At 40.2% G+C, this 21696-nt stretch carries 21 protein-coding genes and 1 other annotated feature; of the genes, 6 read left to right on the top strand and 15 right to left on the bottom strand.

All coding sequences use genetic code 11. The annotated features are described in order from the left end of the window. Positions 1 to 59: 59 nt before the first annotated feature. Entirely contained in the window at positions 60 to 1073 is a 1014-nt protein-coding gene (locus ACE198_RS24315) for a LolA family protein (protein ID WP_098576636.1), read from the bottom strand. Between the two features lie 194 nt (positions 1074 to 1267). Next, entirely contained in the window at positions 1268 to 1618 is a 351-nt protein-coding gene (gene acpS, locus ACE198_RS24310; protein WP_375377351.1) for a holo-ACP synthase, read from the bottom strand. A 99-nt stretch (positions 1619 to 1717) separates the two neighbouring features. Here acpS and ACE198_RS24305 point away from each other — a divergent pair, with 99 nt between their 5' ends. Next, positions 1718 to 2446: a rhomboid family intramembrane serine protease gene (locus ACE198_RS24305; protein WP_375377350.1), complete on the top strand. Its 729-nt coding sequence runs from the start codon at positions 1718 to 1720 to the stop codon at positions 2444 to 2446. Between the two features lie 69 nt (positions 2447 to 2515). Here ACE198_RS24305 and uvsE read toward each other — a convergent pair whose 3' ends face one another. The 5 genes from uvsE to ACE198_RS24280 form a co-directional block, all read right to left on the bottom strand. Further along, positions 2516 to 3481 (bottom strand): UV DNA damage repair endonuclease UvsE, encoded by a 966-nt coding sequence (uvsE, locus tag ACE198_RS24300; RefSeq protein WP_375377349.1) that lies wholly within the window; start codon positions 3479 to 3481, stop codon positions 2516 to 2518. A 91-nt stretch (positions 3482 to 3572) separates the two neighbouring features. Continuing rightward, entirely contained in the window at positions 3573 to 5072 is a 1500-nt protein-coding gene (cshA, locus tag ACE198_RS24295) for a degradosome RNA helicase CshA (protein ID WP_098576640.1), read from the bottom strand. Positions 5073 to 5650: 578 nt separating this feature from the next. Further along, positions 5651 to 7030, bottom strand: coding sequence for a UDP-N-acetylmuramoyl-tripeptide--D-alanyl-D-alanine ligase (locus tag ACE198_RS24290; protein WP_375377348.1), 1380 nt, complete (start codon positions 7028 to 7030; stop codon positions 5651 to 5653). A 14-nt stretch (positions 7031 to 7044) separates the two neighbouring features. Continuing rightward, on the bottom strand, positions 7045 to 7248 hold the full coding sequence (locus ACE198_RS24285) for a hypothetical protein (RefSeq protein WP_375377347.1): 204 nt from the start codon (positions 7246 to 7248) through the stop codon (positions 7045 to 7047). A 52-nt stretch (positions 7249 to 7300) separates the two neighbouring features. Then, the gene (locus ACE198_RS24280) at positions 7301 to 8374 is read right to left on the bottom strand and encodes a D-alanine--D-alanine ligase (protein ID WP_098576642.1); all 1074 of its coding nucleotides are present in this window, start codon (positions 8372 to 8374) and stop codon (positions 7301 to 7303) included. Between the two features lie 216 nt (positions 8375 to 8590). On the opposite strand from ACE198_RS24280, the gene ACE198_RS24275 reads away from it, so the two are divergent. Then, on the top strand, positions 8591 to 9253 hold the full coding sequence (locus ACE198_RS24275) for a sulfite exporter TauE/SafE family protein (protein ID WP_375377346.1): 663 nt from the start codon (positions 8591 to 8593) through the stop codon (positions 9251 to 9253). A 50-nt stretch (positions 9254 to 9303) separates the two neighbouring features. On the opposite strand, the gene ACE198_RS24270 is transcribed toward ACE198_RS24275, so the two are convergent. Beyond that, positions 9304 to 10080, bottom strand: coding sequence for a hypothetical protein (locus ACE198_RS24270; RefSeq protein WP_375377345.1), 777 nt, complete (start codon positions 10078 to 10080; stop codon positions 9304 to 9306). Between the two features lie 228 nt (positions 10081 to 10308). Between ACE198_RS24270 and mgtE the strand changes: the two genes are divergently transcribed. Continuing rightward, positions 10309 to 11667 carry a magnesium transporter gene (gene mgtE / locus ACE198_RS24265; protein WP_375377344.1) on the top strand — a complete coding sequence of 453 codons (1359 nt, stop codon included), beginning with the start codon at positions 10309 to 10311 and terminating at the stop codon, positions 11665 to 11667. Between the two features lie 133 nt (positions 11668 to 11800). Beyond that, positions 11801 to 12394 (top strand): undecaprenyl phosphate transporter UptA, encoded by a 594-nt coding sequence (uptA, locus tag ACE198_RS24260; protein WP_375377343.1) that lies wholly within the window; start codon positions 11801 to 11803, stop codon positions 12392 to 12394. A 21-nt stretch (positions 12395 to 12415) separates the two neighbouring features. On the opposite strand, the gene ACE198_RS24255 is transcribed toward uptA, so the two are convergent. The 4 genes from ACE198_RS24255 to argS form a co-directional block, all read right to left on the bottom strand. Then, positions 12416 to 12625: a hypothetical protein gene (locus ACE198_RS24255; RefSeq protein ID WP_375377342.1), complete on the bottom strand. Its 210-nt coding sequence runs from the start codon at positions 12623 to 12625 to the stop codon at positions 12416 to 12418. Between the two features lie 9 nt (positions 12626 to 12634). Next, positions 12635 to 14461: an APC family permease gene (locus ACE198_RS24250; protein WP_375377341.1), complete on the bottom strand. Its 1827-nt coding sequence runs from the start codon at positions 14459 to 14461 to the stop codon at positions 12635 to 12637. Between the two features lie 225 nt (positions 14462 to 14686). Beyond that, positions 14687 to 15151 (bottom strand): DinB family protein, encoded by a 465-nt coding sequence (locus ACE198_RS24245; protein WP_375377340.1) that lies wholly within the window; start codon positions 15149 to 15151, stop codon positions 14687 to 14689. A gap of 49 nt (positions 15152 to 15200) precedes the next feature. After that, positions 15201 to 16895, bottom strand: coding sequence for an arginine--tRNA ligase (gene argS / locus ACE198_RS24240; RefSeq protein ID WP_375377339.1), 1695 nt, complete (start codon positions 16893 to 16895; stop codon positions 15201 to 15203). 52 nt (positions 16896 to 16947) lie between these two features. Then, positions 16948 to 17163: a binding site (T-box leader), on the bottom strand. A gap of 103 nt (positions 17164 to 17266) precedes the next feature. Between argS and ACE198_RS24235 the strand changes: the two genes are divergently transcribed. Next, a complete protein-coding gene (locus ACE198_RS24235) occupies positions 17267 to 17521 on the top strand; it encodes an alpha/beta-type small acid-soluble spore protein (protein ID WP_098576651.1) in 255 nt (84 codons plus the stop codon). 145 nt (positions 17522 to 17666) lie between these two features. Further along, on the top strand, positions 17667 to 17942 hold the full coding sequence (locus ACE198_RS24230; protein WP_375377338.1) for a hypothetical protein: 276 nt from the start codon (positions 17667 to 17669) through the stop codon (positions 17940 to 17942). 67 nt (positions 17943 to 18009) lie between these two features. Here the strand turns inward: ACE198_RS24230 and ACE198_RS24225 are convergent, their stop codons facing one another. The 3 genes from ACE198_RS24225 to ACE198_RS24215 all read right to left on the bottom strand — a co-directional run bounded on the left by ACE198_RS24225 (position 18010) and on the right by ACE198_RS24215 (position 21453). Further along, entirely contained in the window at positions 18010 to 18582 is a 573-nt protein-coding gene (locus ACE198_RS24225) for a TetR/AcrR family transcriptional regulator (protein WP_375377355.1), read from the bottom strand. A gap of 221 nt (positions 18583 to 18803) precedes the next feature. Continuing rightward, positions 18804 to 20708, bottom strand: a complete 1905-nt coding sequence (locus ACE198_RS24220) for an ABC transporter permease (protein WP_375377337.1) — start codon at positions 20706 to 20708, stop codon at positions 18804 to 18806. Then, entirely contained in the window at positions 20683 to 21453 is a 771-nt protein-coding gene (locus ACE198_RS24215) for an ABC transporter ATP-binding protein (protein ID WP_375377336.1), read from the bottom strand. Before ACE198_RS24215 ends, ACE198_RS24220 begins: the two co-directional genes overlap by 26 nt. Positions 21454 to 21696 lie beyond the last annotated feature (243 nt).

Raw genomic sequence — 21696 nt, 5'->3', positions numbered from 1 at the left:
TGGCGCTGGAGCTAGACATCAAAAAAACAGGCCCAATAAAGGCCTGCTAGCTAAATGATTTATTTTACGGCTTCACCTTGGACAGATGCAGCCACCTCAATTAACTCTTCTTTCGTTAAGTTCTTTGAAGCAATCATGTAATCTACACCATTATGCGACCATGAGATCGAGTGGTCCGAAACAGCCCCAATCGTCATCCCTAAGTCGACTATATCTCCTTCAACATAGGTTGGATTGGCGGAAGCCGCTTTGGCTGTAACTTTTTCCTGAACAAGGGTAAATGACTTTTTACCATCGTAGGTAAGGACTACTCTTTTCCCATCTTCAAGCGATACATCTTTTTCCTCAATTAATTTCGTTCCTTTTAATTCCACGGTTGGATACATAACTGTAAAGGCATCATCGCCGCCGTCCGCCATGGCTGGCAAATTGAGCTGTGCACGTGTCATATTCTTCTTCATATCAAAATCGTCCTTGTCAAAGCTCGCATTAAATTTCACTTTAGAAAACTCTACCGTTACAAGGGCATTTCGATCCGGATCCATTACTTTTACCACCGCAGGAGATAAGTCACTTTTATTTAGTTTAATCTCTTGGAAAGGCAGCATTGTATTATTTTGATAACGGGTTTTCGTTTCAAATACATAATATTGTTTTGTGGTAGTGAATTTTGCGCTTTTATCGGCAACAATGTCCTTAATCAGTGATTCATACAAGTAGGCCTGGCTGCTGTTTTGCGGCCAATCGCTTTGGAAACGGAAGCTCTTATTCAGTGCAGGTGTCAGAACAAATACGCCTTGATTATTCCTTAGTATCATCTGACTTTGGTCCTTTTGGGCATTTTTCAAATTCACTCGATAAAAGGTAGGATCCTTGTGCCAAATTTCCACTTTATAAACTTGTGAATCTGAACCCATTTTCAATGTCATTTTTGCATTTACTTTGTAGCCACTTAAGTCATCCAGTTTCCCAGTTAGCTCTTTGACTACATCACCTTGTGATTTAGAGCCACAGGCAGCTAGTACAAAAATGACCATTAGCCCCGTAATTAGCAGCAACAACTTTTTCCTCATTCCTTCAACCCCTTCTTGTCTCATTTCATATGATTATGGAGAAGAGAAAGGCAGGGGTCAGGCACTGGAGTTTGCTTATCCAAAATGACCATGGCTGACCTTGTCTCTCCTGTTTCCCTATGAATATATGAGACAACCTTTGGGTTTATGATAAGGAAGTTGCCGAGCTATTTATTTTCACGAAAAATTAATTCCTACTCTTCTTCAATTGTTACTTGCGCTACGGCATATTCTTTACTATGTGAAATGGATAGATGGGCCAGGACTTCAGGCTTTGCAATATATGGTTTTCCTGAGCTGTCATTGTCAATTTCAATATCTTGAAAGGATAATTCCTCACCAATCCCCGTTCCGTTTGCTTTTGAAAAGGCTTCTTTTGCGGCAAATCGCCCTGCTAAAAATTCTACCTTCCTTACAGCCGATAACTCCTCAAATTTCTGCTTTTCTTTTGGGGTCAACACGCGGTCGACAAACTTCGTTTGCCGCATAAGGATGGTCTGAATCCTAGAAAGTTCAATTATATCGATTCCAATCCCTTTAATCATTCTTCATCTTCCTTCTATTTGTTATATGATTAGCATAAGTAATAGTGTACAAGAATGGAAATTCGTCAATAAATAGTATGAACTCAGGAGGTGTAAGTGATGTTTACGAGAACGGAGAGCTTTCGCGATTTTATCCGCCTTTACCCAATTGTTTCTATTATTGTTACCATTCATTTAGGATTATATCTGTTAACTAGTTTACCAATCTTCCCAAACAATTGGTTCTTTGAACATCTTTCTGGAGTAAATCTTTACATTATGGAAGGAGAATATTGGCGGCTGATTACACCGACCTTTATGCATAGCGGGTTCTCCCACACGCTTTTTAACAGCTTTTCACTCATACTCTTTGGACCAGCACTTGAGCGCATGCTTGGCAGCGGGCGATTTTTATTTATTTATCTTCTCTCAGGATTCATTGCCAATGCTGCTACATTACTGCTCGAGCCGCTCACTTACACACATGTTGGCTCAAGTGGAGCCATTTTTGGACTGTTTGGCTATTATCTCGCGATTATTATGTTCCGGAAACATATGCTTTCCAAACAGAATTCACAAATTATTCTTACCCTTTGTGTTGTTAGTTTGATAATGACCTTCCTGCAGCCGAACATTAATATTACCGCCCACCTATTTGGCTTACTTGGCGGCTTCTTACTAGGAGCCATTCCCTATTTTAATAAAAAGGAGCTTTCAAATTCGATTAAAGGTACCGCAAACTGGGCCAGCAACAGGAAGAAAAGCATTTCTTACCAATCTCCTTGGAAGGTTCTCATCTGGGCCGCCATTATTATCATTGCCATTATTGGTTTACTTGCGCAAAAATAACAGGGATTTGCAGTCGAATGATCTTTCACTGCGATCCCTTTTTCTTTGCCCAACTTCCCTGCCGACCCTTTATTCGATCATAAAACTCGATTGATCAATCCACATAATTCCGTCTCTCCCTTGTAAATCCTCTGCAAGTTGGAAAAGCGCCGCATCTTTTTGCTTCGCCTCAATCATACAGTGAATTTCAGGAACTGTCCCTTTAATTTGCCGTAAAAACCTCAGAAACATTTGGGAGTCAATTGTATCCGCATGTGCTCGAAAATCCTTTTCGGAGCGCGGACTGGAAATATGCATCTTGATTGGCAGCGGAGACTGGGTCCAGGTTGCAACAATCCTTCCCCAGTCCGCCGCCCATTCTTCTTCCTCATGGTGTGCAAGGTGATGATGGTAATCAAACACCATTGGAATGCCTAACTTTTCACATAGATAAAGGGTGTCTCTCACCGTAAACGTCGTGTCATCGTTTTCGAGCATAATCATCTGCTGGATGGATGGGGAAATATAGGCCCAATTATGAATAAACTGCTCGAGAGCTTTCTCCTTATCGTTATAACCACCACCAACATGAAGTACACACCGATGTTCGGGATCAATCTCCATTCCTTTTAGCAAGGCTTTATGCACGGCGAGCGTTTTTAAGGAATTTTTTAATATATCCTTATCCGGTGTATTAAGAACGACGAAATGGTCCGGATGGAAATCAATGCGAGCTGGGTGTTCCTTTATATAAACGGCTAGCTTCTTGAGTGTATCCTTTAAAGGACTGATATAGTCCCAATCCAGTAATCCCTCATGATTAGCAAGCGGAATGAGTCGTGAGCTGAACCTAAAAAAGTGAATTTGATTGCCTGCATTATGTTTTAAAAGACGCAGACAATTTTCTAAGTTTGAAATCGCAATTCTCTCTAATTTACGAATTGCTGCGTCCCGGTCTTTTATTTTTTCAAATTGAGCAAATGTCATCGTTTGCGAAGGGGAAGCATTCTGAAGCTCCACACTCATTGCCACATAACCGAGTCGTACCAACGTCATCATCATCACTCCAGCGGATTGTGTTTATGCTTACTATTCCCTTTTAAGCATAGAAAAAAGCATGAACGAAATCGTTCATGCTTCACGTTTTTTAGTGATTAAATGTTCTTGGCTTTGATGATGGTTTACCGCCGCCGCCAGTTCTTTTTTCACCACTGCGTGGTCTTGCAGGCGCTTTTTTGCGATTATTATCGCCACGGTATGAACCTGAACCTCTAGAATCATCTCTTCTTCTACGGTCACGGTCGTTATACGGCTTTCTTTCTCTTCTTTGTGGAAGCTGTTCTTCTGTTAACTTAATTGGTGTTGTATCCGGCTCTTTCGTTAACATTTTCAATACAGCTGCGATAACGGTTGATGCATCATTTTCTTCCAGCAATTCTTGCGCTGCCGCTTTATAATAATGTAAATTGTTTGATTCAATCGTTTGGACGATCTTTTCTACAACCGCTTTTTGTTGGCCTTCTAACGCCTCATCAAGGGTAGGAGCCTTCATTTTATCCATTTTGCGTTTTGTAGTTTTTTCCACAACCGCAAGATAGGATTTTTCACGTGGTGTAATAAAAGTCATCGCTACACCTGTTTTACCAGCACGGCCCGTACGTCCGATACGGTGAACATAGCTTTCTGGATCCTGTGGAATATCAAAGTTGTATACATGGGTAACTCCAGAAATATCTAGACCCCTTGCAGCCACGTCAGTAGCAACAAGAACATCAATCGTACCTTCTTTAAATTTGCGAAGGACAGAAATCCGTTTTGCCTGACTTAAATCTCCATGAATACCTTCCGCTGTATAACCTCTTAAAGTTAAAGCTTCTGATAGTTCATCGACACGGCGCTTTGTCCGGCCAAACACAATCGCAAGTTCTGGTGATTGGATATCTAAAAGTCTTGTTAACACATCAAATTTATTTCTTTCTTGAACCTCAAGGTAATATTGTTCAATGGATGGTACAGTCATTTCTTTTGTTTTCACACGAACAATTTGCGGTTCCTTCATGAACTTTTCAGCCATTCTTTGAATTGGCCCAGGCATGGTTGCTGAGAAAAGTAAAGTTTGGCGTTCTTCTGGTGTTGCAGCAAGGATGGATTCAATGTCTTCAATGAATCCCATGTTTAACATTTCATCCGCTTCATCAAGGATGACGGTGTTAACTGTATCAAGACGCATGGTTTTTCTGTTGATATGATCCAATACACGACCTGGAGTACCAACAATGATATGTGGTGCTTTCTTTAATGAGCGGATCTGGCGGCTGATATCTTGCCCGCCATAAATTGGCAGTACACGCACCCGTTTGCCCGAACCAAGTTTATAAAGTTCTTCAGATACTTGAATCGCAAGTTCACGAGTCGGTGCAATAATAATCCCTTGAATCGCATCTGCTTTAGTATCAATTTTTTCAACCAATGGAATTCCAAATGCAGCTGTTTTCCCTGTTCCTGTTTGAGCTTGCCCGATCAAATCAATTCCTTTTAGCCCCAACGGAATAGTTTCCGATTGAATTGGTGTTGCTTCCTCAAAACCCATTTTAAGGACAGCTTGTAAAGTAGCCTGACTTAGGCCTAATTCTTCAAACTTTGTCAATGTTTTCATTCTCCTTCATCTATGTGAAAATATTTTTGAGAGCTGAATATTTTCGCCTGATACTCAGAAAAGCGGTAGCGCCTGCTCGGATTGAGGCGAAAAGCGCTGGAGGGCCTTAAGGTGAAGTCCGTTTTGGATTCATCAAGAATGGATTCCTTGATGAAATAGGATATATATCATCTTGGATGAAATAGATTTTTATTTCATCCACAAGGATGGAAGTGGATAGTTATTCTTCATCTTAGGCAGGACCGAAACGACTCGGTCCCCTTGGCGCTTGAGCTGACACGCATCAAAATGCCGTAAATAGGTAACATCTTTATTTTACCAAAAAAAAACATCCTCCCTCAAGGAGTATGCCCTTTAATCATCGTTCTTTAGACACGTTGATGAACATCATACCACTGTTGCTAGTATTTTGCAATCAAGACAAGTTTGTTACATTGCCAAACCTATCTTATTACCTCATCAAAAAGTCTAATGCAAAAATGAAAGGCTCCTTCTCTCACAAGAGGGGTCTCTGTTATTTTTCTTTTCTCATCCTGAAATCATTCATGATAACATCAGATTTAATTTCCTTAACTTACCTGTAACGCGGTGACGATTTCTTCTAATTTCATTCCTCTTGATGCTTTGATAAGAACTAACGTCTGATGGTCTACATGTTGCCTTAATTCCTGAATGAGTGCTTCTTTTTCTGTAAAAGCAAAGACTCTTTCTTGCCCTAAAACCATTCTAGCCTTATTTGCAATATGCATCCCTAAATTCCCATAAGTGAACAGGAGATCAACCTTTTCATTGTTTAAGGCTTCTCCTATTTGCTGATGATATTGTTCTTCTTGTGGACCAAGTTCTAGCATATCCCCTAGGACAAGGATTTTCCGTGCGTAGCCTTGAAGATTTGACACTAATTCAATAGCAGCCATCATTGAGGTCGGGCTGGCATTATACGCATCGTTAATTATCTTTTCGCCCTGCTTCCCTTCTACTAACTCCATCCTCATATTGGTCAGCTGAATACTCGCTAGCCCCTCATTCATTTTTTCAAAAGGAATCGAAAAATAATTAGCGATTAGCATCGAAGCAAGTGCATTTAAAATATTATGTGTTCCGAGTACTGGAAGTTCAAACGCAGTCTCTGACATATTAATTCTAAAACTATTTCCATTCTCTAGCTGCTTAATTTCAGTGGGATATAAATCATTTGTAACGTTTCTCCCAAAAGTCTTCAACTGGATATTTCCTTTGTGCTCTTGAATTCTTTCCATAAGCAGCGGCTCATCACCATGGAGTACGGCTAGTCCCCCATCTTTTAGCCCCTGTAGAATTTCAAGCTTTGCTTCTGCAATTCCTTCTCTAGAACCTAGGTCAAGTAGATGCGATTCGCCAATATTGGTAATTACGACAGCATCCGGACAGGCAAGATTTGTTAGAAACTCAATTTCTCCCCTGCCGCTCATGCCCATTTCGAGGACGGCAATTTCAGTGTCCTCGTTTAATCCTAAAACAGTTAACGGAAGACCAATATGATTATTATAATTGCCTTCTGTCTTTAGAACCTTGTATTGTGTTGATAGAATACCCGCTGTCATGTCCTTAGTTGTTGTTTTCCCGTTGCTTCCTGTAATGCCGACTACTTTTACCGCTAATTGTTTCCGGTAGCTTCTTGCTAATTCCTGTAAGGCAACAAGGCAATTTTCTACGATCACTATCGGCAAGTGTAATGGAGGATTGGGCACATCCTTTTGCCAAAGAGCCGCTGCTGCTCCTTTACGGATCGACTCTTCGACATATTTATGTCCATCGGCATGTTCTCCCTTAAAAGGGATAAATAAGTTCCCTTTTTCAATTTTACGTGAATCAATACATACACCCGAGATTATTGTGTCAGCAAACGAAATGATAACGTCCTTGGCAGGAATCATCTCAGCAATCTGTTTTAACGATCGTTTTATCATGGATATCCTCCTTTTTATACCTTTACGTTTCTTTTTTTGGCTGTGTTAAACTTGTCTGTTGATTTCCGTTCCAGGCACTTCGCTTTCCGCGGGCGTGCCGGGGAGCCTCCTCGTCGCTTTGCTCCTGCGGGGTCTCCCCTGCCCCGTACTCCCGCAGGAGTCTTCGTGCCTTCCACTCCAATCAACAGAGTGTCAAAATCAACAATAACCTTTAACACAACCTTTTTTTAAATACAAACGGACACGGCACTACAGCCGTGTCTCTGTTTTTTAGAAGGTAAACTTAATCTGTTGCTTCTCAGCATGTCTTTCTTTAGCAAGTTGAACTAGCCGCTCGATCAATTGCGGGTATTCTAACCCCGTGTGCTTCCATAAGAGCGGGAACATACTAAACGGCGTGAAGCCAGGCATTGTGTTTACTTCATTAATCAATGCTTTCCCATCTTTAGTCAAAAAGAAATCCGCACGAACTAAACCAGAACAATCTAAAGATTTAAAGGCTTTAATCGCCATTTCTTTTAGCTGCGCGTATTCCTCGTCAGTAATGTCAGCTGGAATGATTAGTGCGGTATCTCCGCTTTCATATTTTGCTTTGTAATCGTAGAAGTCCTTCTTCGGAACAATTTCACCGGCTACTGAACATTCAGGTTCATCATTTCCAAGAACCGCCACCTCAATTTCACGGGCAACAACGCCTTCTTCAATAATGACTTTGCGGTCAAATTGAAAAGCTTCAGCAAAGGCTGCTTCTAATTCAGCGCGATTGGTACATTTGCTGATACCGACACTTGAACCTAGGTTCGCCGGCTTCACAAAGCAAGGGTAGCCAAGTTCTGTTTCGACCTTGCTATAAGCCTCAGCTTTAGCTTTCTCCCACTCACTCTTAATAAATGCTACATAGTTCACTTGGGCAAGCCCTGCTTGCGCAAACACATTTTTCATCATGACTTTATCCATACCCGCAGCCGAAGCAAGCACTCCATTGCCAACGTATGGAAGGTTTAGCAATTCCAATAAGCCTTGGACGGTTCCATCTTCCCCATTCGGACCATGTAACAACGGGAATATCACATCTAATGTTTCCTGCTTTTCCGCTTGGAAAAGTGTTGGGGCTAATGATAAAGGTGATAACTGATTCCCCTCTGAGAATTCGAGTGCCTTTACGTTTTCTACCGGCTCACTTAATTGCGGTCCTTTAATCCAATTTCCTTGGGTATTTATGTAAATAGGATGAATGTCAAATTTCTCATGATCTAACGCCCGAATGACAGCTAATGCCGTTTGCAGAGAAACTTGATGTTCTGCTGATTTTCCTCCATATAATAAACCTAATTTTGTTTTCATACGAAACCTCCATTTTCTCATTCACGGTTATATTTTAACACTTATTTTAAAAAGAAAGGAAATGTAGTCATTCGAGTTTTTAAGTTTTTTCCTACCAAAATATTTTATGATTGCTACAGCTTGCTTAAAAACTCGTGCTGGCAAATTTGGCAATTTTCTATACTTATTTTATTTATCCTGTATAATTGTGTTGAAACTTTTTTTGGAGGCGAGCTGATGACGGGAACACTTTTATCGATATTATTATTAGGCTTTTTGCTAGGAATTAAGCATGCGATCGAGCCTGACCATGTTATTGCAGTATCCACGATAGTTAGCGAATCAAAAAATATAAAGCGCTCCGTCTTTGCAGGTGTCTATTGGGGGATTGGACACACTGCTACACTCTTCCTTTTCGGAATGATATTGATTGTCGCCAAAAATACAATCACAGATACCGTCGCCTTGAGCCTGGAATTTATCGTAGGGATCATGCTCGTTAGTCTCGGCCTAAATAGTCTTTTATCTTTTATGAAACATCGTCATCCACATCCCCATCATACCCCAGACAAAGAAACAAAAGGCCGTACCCATCTTAAATCCTTTTTCATCGGTCTCATTCATGGGCTTGCAGGCAGTGCAGCTATGGTTTTATTAACAATGAGTACCGTTTCGACTGCATGGCAAGGTGCATTATACATCCTTATCTTTGGTTGTGGCACGATTGTTGGAATGCTTGCCTTTTCAACGGTTATCGGAATCCCATTTGTGTTAACATCAGGGAAGCAAGTGAATAGATATTTGAACAGCCTCGCAGGCATTGTCAGCATATTATTCGGAATTTATTATATGTATAACTTAGGTGTGAACGAAGGATTATTTAGCATGTGGTTCTCATAACAAACAGTCCCACCCAAATGGAGTGGGACTTATTTTTAAAGCCTAAAGATTTAGACAACGTTTAACTTCCATTCTTTTGTTTTTTTATCAAAAATGATTTTTGCATGACATGGTTTCGATGAAACTTGCTCATATTCCTCCACCATATCATCCATATTGGCGAAATCGCCAATCACCCAAATAGGAATTTCAATACGCGTCCGTTGATGGTCGGAATCTCGTAACGAAATACAAATCCCTTCCTTAATGAACGGAGTTAGGGACAGAAGGATTTCTTTATTTACTTGTGGATAGGTCTTTTTCTTTCGAAAGCCAAGAATGGACTTTTCAACTTTAAGATCCCCTAGTTTCCCTGCAATCACTTCACTTAAAACATGGAAGAAATCCTTGAAGCTTCGGTAATAGGTTTTGTTAAACCAGCCATCATCTTGGGCCAAATAAACAAAACGGTTACCTAGTTTATTATAAAAAGGTAATTTCAAATGGTGCTTTAGATGACCTAAGTATAATAGTTCAGCTATTTCCTGACCTGTCAGTTCATTCAACACATCTTCCTCAATAAAGTCAATCCAACAGAAATTTCCGTAACTATAGACATCTTCCCCTGCCAATTTATTAATTCTATCATCTGGACAATATTCAAGTTGGGTATGCATATTAAAATCAGCATCATCAAAGCGGTGCGCAAGTAATAGCAAGGGATTTAATGAACCTGAAAAAGCAGCAGCGAATTCAGCAAATTCGATGCCGGAAGACATTACATACTGGTCTGTTTGGTTTAAATGGACATAGATGAGATCCTGTATGTCTTGATGATGCTTTTTCAAAGCAAAACTCCTCCGTTCAACACATGAAATGATTTAGTCAATACTTCCTTATTTTATCAAATAATAGTCCAAATAGCTCATTTCAATTCTTTTACAAATAATAAGATTGATTGACACATACTAGATTTATGATTATTGGATTATTATTTGTTAACTTTCCTTTTTCAACTATATTTCTTTTGTAAATTAGAATTTATGCATTAGCAAGATAAGGAGCTGGTTTCATCCATGATTAAGGATATGACTCAAGATGAATTAAGTCTTTATATCATAAAAACATTAAAGGAAAACAGAAAAACGGAATTTGAAAATATACTTGATGAACTCCAGCCCTATGATGTAGCCAAGATTTATGAGGATTTACCCGAAAAGCATAAAGCGCGATTTCTCCTATTTTTAAAATTTGATGTTCTTGCTGATTTAATGGAAGAACTTGAGAAGGAAGATCAGCTTGGCTTATTAAATCTTTTAGGAATTGAAAAGTCTAGTAAGGTCCTTGATTTAATGGATAATGATGACCTAGCGTCATTACTGAATGAATTATCGCCAGAGAAAAAAGATTCCCTTCTTTCAGGAATGAAGGTCGAGGAGTCTAACGCTGTTCAAGATATTATGAAATATCCACCAGAAACGGCCGGCAGAATCATGACGAATCGGTTTGTTTGGATTCGCAGCTCTTATACGGTTAGGGAAGCGGTTGACAAGTTTAAGGTGTTCGCTGAATTTGCCGAATCCATTAACTATCTATACGTTATTGATGAAGACCGGAAATTGGTTGGCGTCGTTTCTTATCGTGATTTACTCTTAGCAGAGATAGATGAAAAAATAAGGAACATTATGTATGAACGGATCATTTCTGTTACAGTCGTGACAGACCAAGAGGTTGTAGCGCAAATCGTGGAGCGCTATGATTTCCTAGCCATCCCCGTCGTCGATGAGAATAATGTCCTCGTCGGGATTGTCACTGTTGATGACATTATTGACATCGTAATAAAGGAAGCCAATGAAGATATTGAAAAATTATCGGCATCTGGAAAATCCATTGACTTTGAAACAAAGACTTTAGTTGCAGCCGCAAGAAGGCTTCCATGGCTCATCTTGCTTTTATTTATCGGTGTGGTTTCAGGAAGAATTATCAGCAGTTTTGAAGATACGCTAAAGCAAGTAGTCGCGCTGGCCTTTTTTATGCCGATGATTGCTGGCATGACTGGAAACACAGGGACACAATCGCTGGCAGTTGTAGTAAGAGGATTGATTTCGTACGATATTGATAAAGGTGTGATTGCACGATTAATTGCAAGGGAATTGGGTGTTGGGATTACCATTGGTATGACTTGCTCTATTTTGATTGCAGTGATTGCATATATTTGGCAGGGAAGTCTCATTTTAGGGGCAGTAGTCGGCAGTTCTCTATTTTTCACGCTCATCATTGGAACACTTGCAGGGACAGTTATTCCGCTTATTCTCTTTCGTTTAAAAATTGATCCTGCTGTTGCCTCAGGGCCCCTAATTACCACTTTGAATGATATATTTTCACTGCTTACCTACTTCGGGATTGCCACCATGTTTTTAAAATATCTCATGTAGAAAAAAATCAGTGAATTGTTTTTTGATTTTTTAGGAATGTCCCAAAGAAAGGGACCATATTTATTTCTTAAATAGACAATCTGGTTTACACTAGGAAAGGAGATACTAACATATAGTTAAGCGAAGGTGAATTATGACAGATTTTATTAGTTCGATCTTGGAGTTTTTATCACAATTGGGCTATTTCGGCATTGCTATAGGATTAATGATAGAGATTATCCCGAGTGAAATTGTTTTAGGCTATGGCGGTTATATGATTTCGCAGGGACATCTTAATTTTATTGGATCCGTCATTGCCGGGACCATAGGCGGAACAATTGCACAGTTATTTTTATATTGGGCCGGTTATTACGGCGGCAGACCTTTTTTAGAAAAGTACGGAAAATATGTGCTAATTAAAAAGCATCATATCGATATAGCTGAACAATGGTTTGAAAAATATGGAGCCGGTGTTATTTTTTCAGCACGCTTCATTCCTGTTGTCCGGCATGCGATTTCCATCCCAGCAGGTATTGCTAAAATGTCAGCAGCCAAATTTACGCTATTCACGGTGGCAGCTATTATTCCGTGGACGATTCTATTCCTCTACTTAGGTAAGGTCTTAGGCAGTAACTGGGCACATATTAAAGAGTACGCACAACCCTACGTAATGCCAGCCGTTATCGGGGCAGTTGTTCTAGGAGCTATTTATTTTTTAGTCAAGAAGACAAAGAAAACCACCGACTAAATACCGGTGGTTTTGCTTTGCTTAAAATTTTCTTTGCGCCCATGTATGGGCTTTTTTCCTTATTTTTTGCTCATTAAACTTGTCTGTTGATTTCCGTTCCAGGCACTTCGCTTTCCGCGGGCGTGCCGGGGAGCCTCCTCTTCGCTTTGCTCCTGCGGGGTCTCCCCTGCCCCGTACTCCCGCAGGAGTCTTCGTGCCTTCCACTACAATCAACAGAGTGCTAAAAATCAACAACACAGCCTATTTTTTAAAATGAAATGGGAGTGTTGACACAATAACCCTCTTTTTAAAAATAAGATAGGTACGAATCAATAAACTTGATTGGTTGTGCAAAATATTGTGCCAGTTTTTCTTTGTTATAAATTGCGGAATCAATACGGTCACCCGATATTGGTTTTCACTTGCTTTATGTTCTACCGTATCGATAAATTTCGATAGAGGAATCAGTACACTTCGGTAATGTGACTGTAGCGTAACGAGCCTTACATCCGGCTGCCATTGCTTCCATTTTTCTTCGAAACGCTTTTCGTCCTCACGATCAAACGACACATACACCGCAAAGATTTGATCCGTTAACGATTTGGCATAATTGATTGAGTTTTCAACAACCTTAGTAATCCCGGCGACAGGGACAATAATAACATTTCCCTCAATCGGCGGCGCAGGATCACCTGGATGGATTCTTAATTGTTCGCCAACGGCTTCATAATGATGATTTATCCGTTTGAAGGCAAACACGATGATGGGTAAAAAGATAACTACAAACCATACTTGGCTAAATTTAGTTAAAAAGAAAATGATTAATACAGCTAAGGTAATTAGTGCACCGATTAGATTGGCAGCGAGTTTTGCCACCCATCCAGCCGGCTTTTCTCGTAACCACTTTATGATCATCCCCGTTTGCGACAAAGTGAAGGGGATAAATACACCCACCGCATAAAGTGGAATTAAGTGCTCTGTTTGACCATTGGAAAAAATAATCAACAAGATGGAGGCTACTCCTAAGGAAACAATCCCGTTAGAATACCCCAGTCTGTCTCCCCTAATGGTAAACATCCTTGGCATATATTTATCCTTGGCAAGCGCATAGGCTAATAACGGAAACGCGGAGTAACCAGTATTGGCCGCCAAAACTAATATAAGTGCAGTTGTCCCCTGGACAAAGAAATAAAGGTAATTACGGCCAAAAGTCTCTTTGGCAATTTGTGAGACGACCGTTTCGTCATGCTTTGGTGAAATTCCGTAATAATAAGCCAGGAAAGTAATACCCGTAAATAACAAGGCGAGCAATGCCCCCATTAAAATTAATGTTCTGGCCGCATTCTTTGGTGCTGGGTCTTTAAAACTTGGAATGGCATTCGAAATGGCTTCCACCCCTGTTAATGCTGAGCATCCCGACGCAAAAGCGCGAAGCAGCAAGAACAGCGTTATTCCTTGAACCGGCGTCCCGATGGCTGCATGTTCAACAGTTGGTGAGACATCTCCTGTCATAATTTTAAAAAGACCCACACCAATTAAAATAAACAGCGCTACAACAAACAAATAGACAGGATAAGCTAAGATGGATGCTGACTCCGTTATTCCACGCAGATTGAGAATGGTAATAAAGACTACCAGCACGCAAGCGATTCCAACGGTATGCTGGTGTAAAATTGGGAAAGCCGACGTGATCGCATCCGTACCAGCAGATATACTTACCGCTACCGTTAATATGTAATCAACTAAAAGGGATCCCCCTGCAATCAATCCTGCTTTCTCACCAATATTCTCTTTCGAAACAATATAGGCCCCACCGCCCTGGGGATAGGAATAAATAATTTGTCGGTAGGAAAGGATTAACGCAGCTAATAGAAATAATACTCCAACAGCAATCGGAACTGAGTACCAGTAAGCAATGACACTAACCGTTGCTAACACAATCAGAATTTGTTCAGTCCCGTATGCCACAGATGATAGGGCATCGGAGGATAGTATCGCTAAAGCCTTTAGGACATTTAATTTTTGTTCGCCTAGTTCCGTTGATTTTAACGGCCGGCCAATTAAGAATCTCTTAAAAGAAGAGAGCACTGGATTCACCCACCACATTTGAAGTAAAATTACCGATTGATTTTAACACAACACCATTTTTATATGAAGTGTTTTATTTTTGACAGGTATCCGAATTTCTCAATGTGTCACTACATAGTCTTTTCCTAATCAGTCCGATTAATGAAGAAAATTATCCTGTAAAGGTAAAAAAAAGCATGGAGCCCTTATTAGGACCCCATGCCTTCACACTAATATTTATTCAAACTAATTTACGTTCGCTTTAATAATTCGCTTCATTACCTGCATTTGTCCTAAATGAATCCCCTCATGGAAAAGTGCAAAATTGGCTAATTCACCAAAGGTTTCTTGACCAAGGAATGGGGTTTTTAGTCTTTGGTTAAAGCTCTCCACTGGAATTTCTTTGATTCGTGCTAATTGGTCTTGCAACTGAATGATTAATTCCTGAACGGAGGGAACATCCCCTTCCCAGGCAGCCGGACTCGTTCCTGTGGCAAATAACTGCATATAGCTGGCTGGCAGCTGAGTTGTTTTTTTCGGAAAGCCAAACATAAATTGCTCAGCAACTGTGAGAACATGACCCACATGCCAATGGAGCGTATTATTAAATCCATTGGGCTGAATGCCGGCGATCCCTTCTTCTAGATCCCCTACAAAGTTAACAAATTTTCCTCGTGTAAGCTCAAAATGCTTAAATAATAATTCACTCATCTTTTTTGCCTCCCTTTCAATTGCTTAGCTGAAGTTCAAATTGATTATCCTACATTTCATCAGGGGCTTCCAATCCTAATAACCGTAACCCCTCTTTTAAAACTTCGGTTACCGCAAATACTAGCGCTAACCGGCCCTGCTGCTCTGCGCTGTCCTCGAGGATTTTTACTTCCGCATAATATTTATTGAACGCTTGTGCCAGGTCAATAATGTATTTTGCCACTTGGGACGGATCGAAGTTGGTACAGGCTCTTTGAACCGCAGGAGCGAATTCCATTAAGAGGCTGGTTACCTTCCATTCCTTCTCCCATGAGTTGGTGTAGGTTGCAGCCTTATACTCAGTCTTCCCAGTGGCTTTTCGTAAAATGGAGCATGCCCGTGCATAAGTATATTGGACATAAGGACCTGTTTCACCTTCAAAGCGAAGCATCTCTTCTAACGAAAATTCAATATCGTTCATTCGGTTATTCTTTAAGTCATGGAAAATAACCGCGCCAACTCCCACTTGTTTAGCTACCTTATCTTTGTTAGCAAGATTAGGATTTTTCTCTTCAATATTATGTCGAGCCATTGCAATCGATTCATTTAAAACTTCTTCTAATAAAACAACCTTCCCTTTTCTCGTCGACATTTTCTTTCCGTCTTTTAGCATCATACCAAAGGGAATATGGTGCATTTGTTTCGACCAATCATAACCCATCTTGGATAACACTGCGATTAACTGTTTAAAATGAAGACTTTGTTCATGGCCTACGACATATAAGGATTGAACAAATTGATACTCCTCCTGTCGATAAAGAGCCGCAGCTAAATCACGGGTCGCATACAAGGTGGCCCCATCCGATTTCTTAATAAGGCATGGCGGAAGTTGTTCTTCATTTAGTTCGACCACTTGTGCCTGCTCGGACTCAACGAGTAAATGCTTTTCCTCTAGAAGTTGAACGACGCGATCCATTTTGTCGTTATAAAAGGCCTCACCTGCATATGAATCAAATTCAACGTTCATTAGCTCATATATTCTGGAAAACTCTTTTAATGACTCATCGCGGAACCATTTCCAAAGCTCTAATGCTTGCGCGTCTCCGTCTTCCAGTTTCTTAAACCAACTCCGTCCTTGATCTTCAAGAGAAGGGTTGCTCTCGGCTTCTTCATGAAATTTAATATAAAGGGACAATAATTCCTTAATCGGATTTGCTTTAACCTTGGCGGCATCTCCCCATAATTGATAGGCCGTGATTAACTTCCCGAACTGCGTGCCCCAGTCACCCAGATGATTAATTTTTAGGGGTTTATAACCGCATTTCTCTACAATTAAAGCGAGTGAATTGCCGATTACAGTTGAACGCAAGTGCCCCATTGAGAAGGGTTTTGCAATATTAGGAGAGGACATGTCAATCGTGACAGCCCCGCCGTTCCCAAACGTCAGCGCACCATACTTCCCCTTTTGTGTGAGGATATCTTTTACAACTTTTTCGGAAGCCGTCTTTTTGTTTAAAAAGAAATTAAGATATGCCCCAACCACAGTCACTTTTTCAAAAATGGGGGATTGAATTTTTTCACATAATTCTTCGGCAATCAGATTGGGGGATTTTCTTTTTAGCTTCGCTAACGTAAAGCAAGGAAAAGCTAAATCCCCGTGCTCCTGGTTTTTGGGCTTTTCGATCATCAGTTCCAAGTCTTTCAGTGTCATCTCTTGGCCAAGCAAATCATATAAGATCGATGCCAGCTCTTGTTTAAAGTTCATTCGATTCAACCTCCTATTTTCTTTATAAAAACAAAAAACTCCCGTCTCTATTAAAAGAGACGAGAGTTAAACTTCCCGCGGTACCACTCTAATTGTTCACATAATGAACCAGCTTTCTTTTGTAACGGAGGATCCTCCGGCATACCCTACTTTACCTTCAGGCATGCATCTCAAAAGTGCGCTTCATTATCTATCCTGTTTCAGGCTCACACCACCCCTGAATCGCTGGACCATCATAGATAACTACTCTCTTTTTCATTGATTTTTTCCGAATTTATTATCAGTTATTATACTGGATTAATATGGGTTTTTCCAGTGATTATTGATTATTTTTTACATTCGGGTAATCCTAACGTAAAGGAGGGATTTTAATGGCGAGAAGAAGAAATAAAATCCTTGTTCCAGAGGCGCGAACTGGCTTAGATGCGTTGAAGGCAAAAGTCGCAAATACCGGTAACCCGGAGGATGCGAAATTTGAAGCAGCACAAGAGGTGGGGGTTCCATTGAAAAAAGGTTATAACGGCCAACTCACCTCAGAGCAGGCAGGGAAAGTAGGCGGCCGGCTTGGCGGCAGCATGGTTCGCGAATTGGTAAAGATGGCACAAGAAAACCTAGCAAAGAAATAATGCCCGGGGCCAAATTTACTTGGCCCCGTTTCCAATCTGAGTGTCTAATTCAGAAGTCAATACACAAAATTCAAAAAATAAAATTTTCAAAAAGAGTTTGACAATTCTGTGACAATTGATAGAATATTCTTACAGGGAGTTGATGATGATGCAGGAAAAACACTTAAAGAGTATTTTTACATTTAAGAAAACAGCTATCTTCGGAAGCAGTTTAGGAATCATTCTCATTTTGTTCGGTCAATTTGTAAACGGTTACAATACTGCGTATTTTTTAACCGCACTTGGATTTGGAATCCTCGCTGGTTCCGTAGTCAATTACCTTTTCGGAACTTTTTTAAGTTTAATGGAAGAATTCACTGGCAACCGTAAGAATGCACCAAAAATGGCCGCTGCTTCAAAGAATCTTTATCTTATAAAATAAGTATACGGAGCGCCACACTAGTGACGCCCCATAGCTAAAGACTTGTATGGATACAGACAAGTCTTTTTTATGTGGACAGACCTTTTACTAAAAACACCTTCATAATTTCCGCAATTTGTTCAGAGCTTAACGGCTGATGATGCTTCTCCCAGTCTGAAACTAAGGCAATATACATTTTTAACAACAGAAAGCTAGTGATTTCAGTATTGGCTGCCGGGATGGCCCCTTTCGTGATGGCCGCATCGATTTTCAGCTTTAAGTAAGCAATAATTTCATCCTCCACATGCTGCAGCATTTCTGATACCGCTAAAGTCCCCATTTCGGTTTCCTCTTGCACCATCTTGATCATCAATTGGTGCTGGGAGCGAAATTCTAATAAACGATAAAGCGCCCGATGCACGTTTTCAGTAAAGGGTAAATCTGGTTGGATAACTGATTCTGCTTCCGCAATCATTTCCTTTACCAAAGTGGAAATAATCTCTTCGAATAATTCTTCTTTATTTTTAAAAAAGGTGTAAATCGTCCCTTTCCCTACATTGGCCAACTTTGCGACTTGATCCATTGTTGTTGCTTTATAGCCAAACAAGGAGAAGGATTTCGTTGCTGCTTCTACAATCAGCTTTCTTCGATCGGTTGCCATGTCAACCTCCACTGACCATTTTAGTTTTTCGGTCATTTTCTTCAAATATACCATAAGTTCCATTCTACTTCAATCTCTCCATTAACATGCAGACAGACTCCTAAATCAGGAAATTGCGGATCGATTAAATATAGAAAATTTCCGTTATTCATTATAGAATAAATAGATCGAATTATATTTAACAAAACCCATCTAATTTATAGAATCAGATGGGTTTTGTTCTAAATTAATGATTTTTTCAGGTTCCGTAAATATCGGTAGCGAATCAAAAAGAAATAAATGAATTGTGCCAGTAAGAAACCAGCTAGAACGATAATCATGTCTTTTGCGATCGATAATTTATAAAAGCTTTGTAATGCCATAAAGGCGAACCCACTATGAACAAAGGCTACTACAATTGGCACGAAAAAAAGCAAGGCCAGCTGCTGAGTAACAATTTTATTTAGTTCACGATCGGTTAATCCTACCTTTGTAATGGTCAGATATTGGCGCCTGTCGTAATCCAAATCTGCATAAAGCCTGAAATATAGAAAGCTTCCTGCCGCGATAAAGAATACTGCACCAATTAATAAAGCAACGAATAACATCATCTTATACATACCCATTTGTAGTTCGTATAAAGTTCCGCTGACCGTGATCGAGTAAGGAACATGTTCTAACGACATAGAGGTACCGTTCCTGACTAGATTTTCTGCCATCCCTGTTGTTTTTTTTAGTTCCTTTGTGTAAAAGCCCGTAAAGGTTTCGGTATTCACGGGTGTAAGCCTGTCAAACAACCCATCACCGACCACGATCCCCTGACCATGAAGCAACTGGTTGGGAAAAACGATGTGTTTAGTGGGCTGGTCATGAGTAAGTCTTATCTGATCCTGTTTTAAGGTATGGGTTACTTCTTCCAAGTTACTAAAAATCGATGTACGCATTTCTAGCGTTTCATTTCCGACAAGCCGCTTTTCATCAAATTCGTAACCAGCTGCTGCTGCAATTTTTTTATAATCCGAGAAAGAAACGACCGGGATTTTTTCTCGTGCATATTTATCTGTTGAAGAAGCAACAGCTACGTATTTAATCAGGATCTGATTCGTTGTGTAATTGATGTTCTTTTCCTTTAATTCCGCTTCAATTTGCTGTAAATTTTGCTGGTGAACTGGTTGATCATCTTTTGCAAGATAACTAATTTCAGCGGGAAATTCTACGTCGAGTTGTTTAATCATTACATTCATCGAGGCAAGCGTCCCTACCGCACAAAATGCCACCGTTGAAACAATCGTTACCATGAAAAACATCCGTGCATTATCCTTCAAACGATAGGCCAGACTGGAGAACGTCACTAAATTCGTTTTTTTCCAATACAAGAAACGATTTTTTTGAAGTAGTTTTGTAACCCATACCGATAGCTGAGTATAGAAAAAGTAGGTGCCAACAATTGTCATTCCAATTACAGGCAGAACTCTGAAAATTAATGTCAGCATGGTTGCTGTTGCGGCTAAATAATAACTGACTATGAGCAAAATTGCTGAGAAAATTGATAAGAAGACCGATACCTTGGGTTCTTTTTTCGGCTTTTCCCCTGCCTGAAATAAATCAATTAATTTATTTACTCTGACAAGAATGGTTGTAAATAACGATATACAAAGGAAAAGGATTAAAAAGGCGCCGACAGTGAGCAAGAGTGCTTTTTCAGAAAAATAAAATGACAAGGGGGGAATTCCAATCATTTTGGAGCCAATCATAAGAAAGAGTTTCCCCGTAATCATTCCAGCCCCAATTCCTATAATAATCGCTCCAACCCCAATTATCATATTCTCTAAAAACACCATAAGATTTAACTGGCCCTTTGTCATGCCATGCATCATTAAAATTCCAAATTCACGTTTCCGTGATTTTAGAAACGTGCTGACAGAGTATAGTACAAACAGGAAGGAAAACACGTACATAATTACTTCAGCAGCCGTCATTAATTCAACAGCAAGCGCCGAAGTTACACCCTTTTTAATATCTGGATGAAAGATATATAGGGCGTAAATAAAAAAGATCATGACCGAAAAAGCACTGCTTAAGAAGTAGGCGGCGTAGGTCCGTTTATTACGGACCACATTTCTATAAACGAACTGTGGAAAGGTCACGGCTGTCCCCTCCTAACAACGCAAGCATATCAATAATCTTTTGGAAGAATGCCTGGCGGTTATCACCGCGGTAGATTTCGTTATATAGTTGTCCATCCTTAATAAAAATGACACGGTGACAATAGCTTGCGGCGACAGCATCGTGTGTGACCATTAATGTGGTAGCGCCATCTTCCTTATTGATTGCAGTCAGTGTCTCCATGACATCCTTTGCTGATTTTGAATCCAGGTTCCCTGTTGGTTCATCCGCCAAAATAAGCGCTGGCTGATGAATGATGGCACGGGCGATGGCCGTCCGCTGCATTTGACCGCCTGAAATTTCATAGGTGCGTTTTTTCAGGATTGGGTCAATCCCTAATTTCTTTGCTACCTGATTGAGTTTTTGGTCCATTTCCTTCACACTTTCACCATCAAGTGTGAGCGGTAGAACGATATTTTCCTCTACAGTTAACGTATCTAGTAAATTAAAATGCTGAAAAACAAACCCTAGCTCATGGCGTCTAAATAGCGCAGTTTCCTTTCGATTGAGCACATGGGGGTTTTTCCCATTAATAAAAATGTCCCCCGCAGTTGGCCGGTCGATTGTAGCAATAAGATTCAAGAGTGTGGTTTTCCCACTGCCAGACGGCCCCATGATTCCAACAAATTCACCTTTATCGACCGTAAAATTTATATTTTCAATGGCTTTATGCGCCACTTTCCCCTCATAAATCTTTTCTAAATGTCTCACATCTAAAATCGACATCCAATTTCACTCCCTGTTTTATTCGTACCCTCATTTTACCTAGATATCAGCCCCCGCTTCCATGTCGTAAACTTACAACTATCTTACACAATTGTAAGGTTGAAAAAATTGTGCAGTAAGATAGATAACCATCAATCCGAGCGTCCGCCCCAAAAGGACAAAACAGGAAAGTGTCCACAGACGGTGCCTGACACCATAAATGACACCATAAATTGAATCATAAATTGATACCATTAATGGCAT

Source organism: Neobacillus sp. KR4-4 (genome assembly GCF_042136325.1).
GTDB lineage: Bacteria > Bacillota > Bacilli > Bacillales > Cytobacillaceae > Neobacillus.
This window is presented reverse-complemented; position numbering and strand designations above follow the sequence as displayed.

Bases quoted from the DNA above. Each gene is read 5' to 3' on its own strand.
- ACE198_RS24315 (WP_098576636.1), bottom strand. From the start codon at position 1,073: ATGAGGAAAAAGTTGTTGCTGCTAATTACGGGGCTAATGGTCATTTTT.
- ACE198_RS24235 (WP_098576651.1), top strand. From the start codon at position 17,267: ATGGCGAGAAGAAGAAATAAAATCCTTGTTCCAGAGGCGCGAACTGGC.
- argS (WP_375377339.1), bottom strand. From the start codon at position 16,895: ATGAACTTTAAACAAGAGCTGGCATCGATCTTATATGATTTGCTTGGC.
- ACE198_RS24230 (WP_375377338.1), top strand. From the start codon at position 17,667: ATGATGCAGGAAAAACACTTAAAGAGTATTTTTACATTTAAGAAAACA.
- ACE198_RS24215 (WP_375377336.1), bottom strand. From the start codon at position 21,453: ATGTCGATTTTAGATGTGAGACATTTAGAAAAGATTTATGAGGGGAAA.
- acpS (WP_375377351.1), bottom strand. From the start codon at position 1,618: ATGATTAAAGGGATTGGAATCGATATAATTGAACTTTCTAGGATTCAG.
- uvsE (WP_375377349.1), bottom strand. From the start codon at position 3,481: ATGACGTTGGTACGACTCGGTTATGTGGCAATGAGTGTGGAGCTTCAG.
- ACE198_RS24290 (WP_375377348.1), bottom strand. From the start codon at position 7,030: ATGATAAAACGATCGTTAAAACAGATTGCTGAGATGATTCCTGCCAAG.
- ACE198_RS24225 (WP_375377355.1), bottom strand. From the start codon at position 18,582: ATGGCAACCGATCGAAGAAAGCTGATTGTAGAAGCAGCAACGAAATCC.
- ACE198_RS24245 (WP_375377340.1), bottom strand. From the start codon at position 15,151: ATGAGTGAATTATTATTTAAGCATTTTGAGCTTACACGAGGAAAATTT.
- uptA (WP_375377343.1), top strand. From the start codon at position 11,801: ATGACAGATTTTATTAGTTCGATCTTGGAGTTTTTATCACAATTGGGC.
- ACE198_RS24275 (WP_375377346.1), top strand. From the start codon at position 8,591: ATGACGGGAACACTTTTATCGATATTATTATTAGGCTTTTTGCTAGGA.
- ACE198_RS24280 (WP_098576642.1), bottom strand. From the start codon at position 8,374: ATGAAAACAAAATTAGGTTTATTATATGGAGGAAAATCAGCAGAACAT.
- ACE198_RS24305 (WP_375377350.1), top strand. From the start codon at position 1,718: ATGTTTACGAGAACGGAGAGCTTTCGCGATTTTATCCGCCTTTACCCA.
- mgtE (WP_375377344.1), top strand. From the start codon at position 10,309: ATGATTAAGGATATGACTCAAGATGAATTAAGTCTTTATATCATAAAA.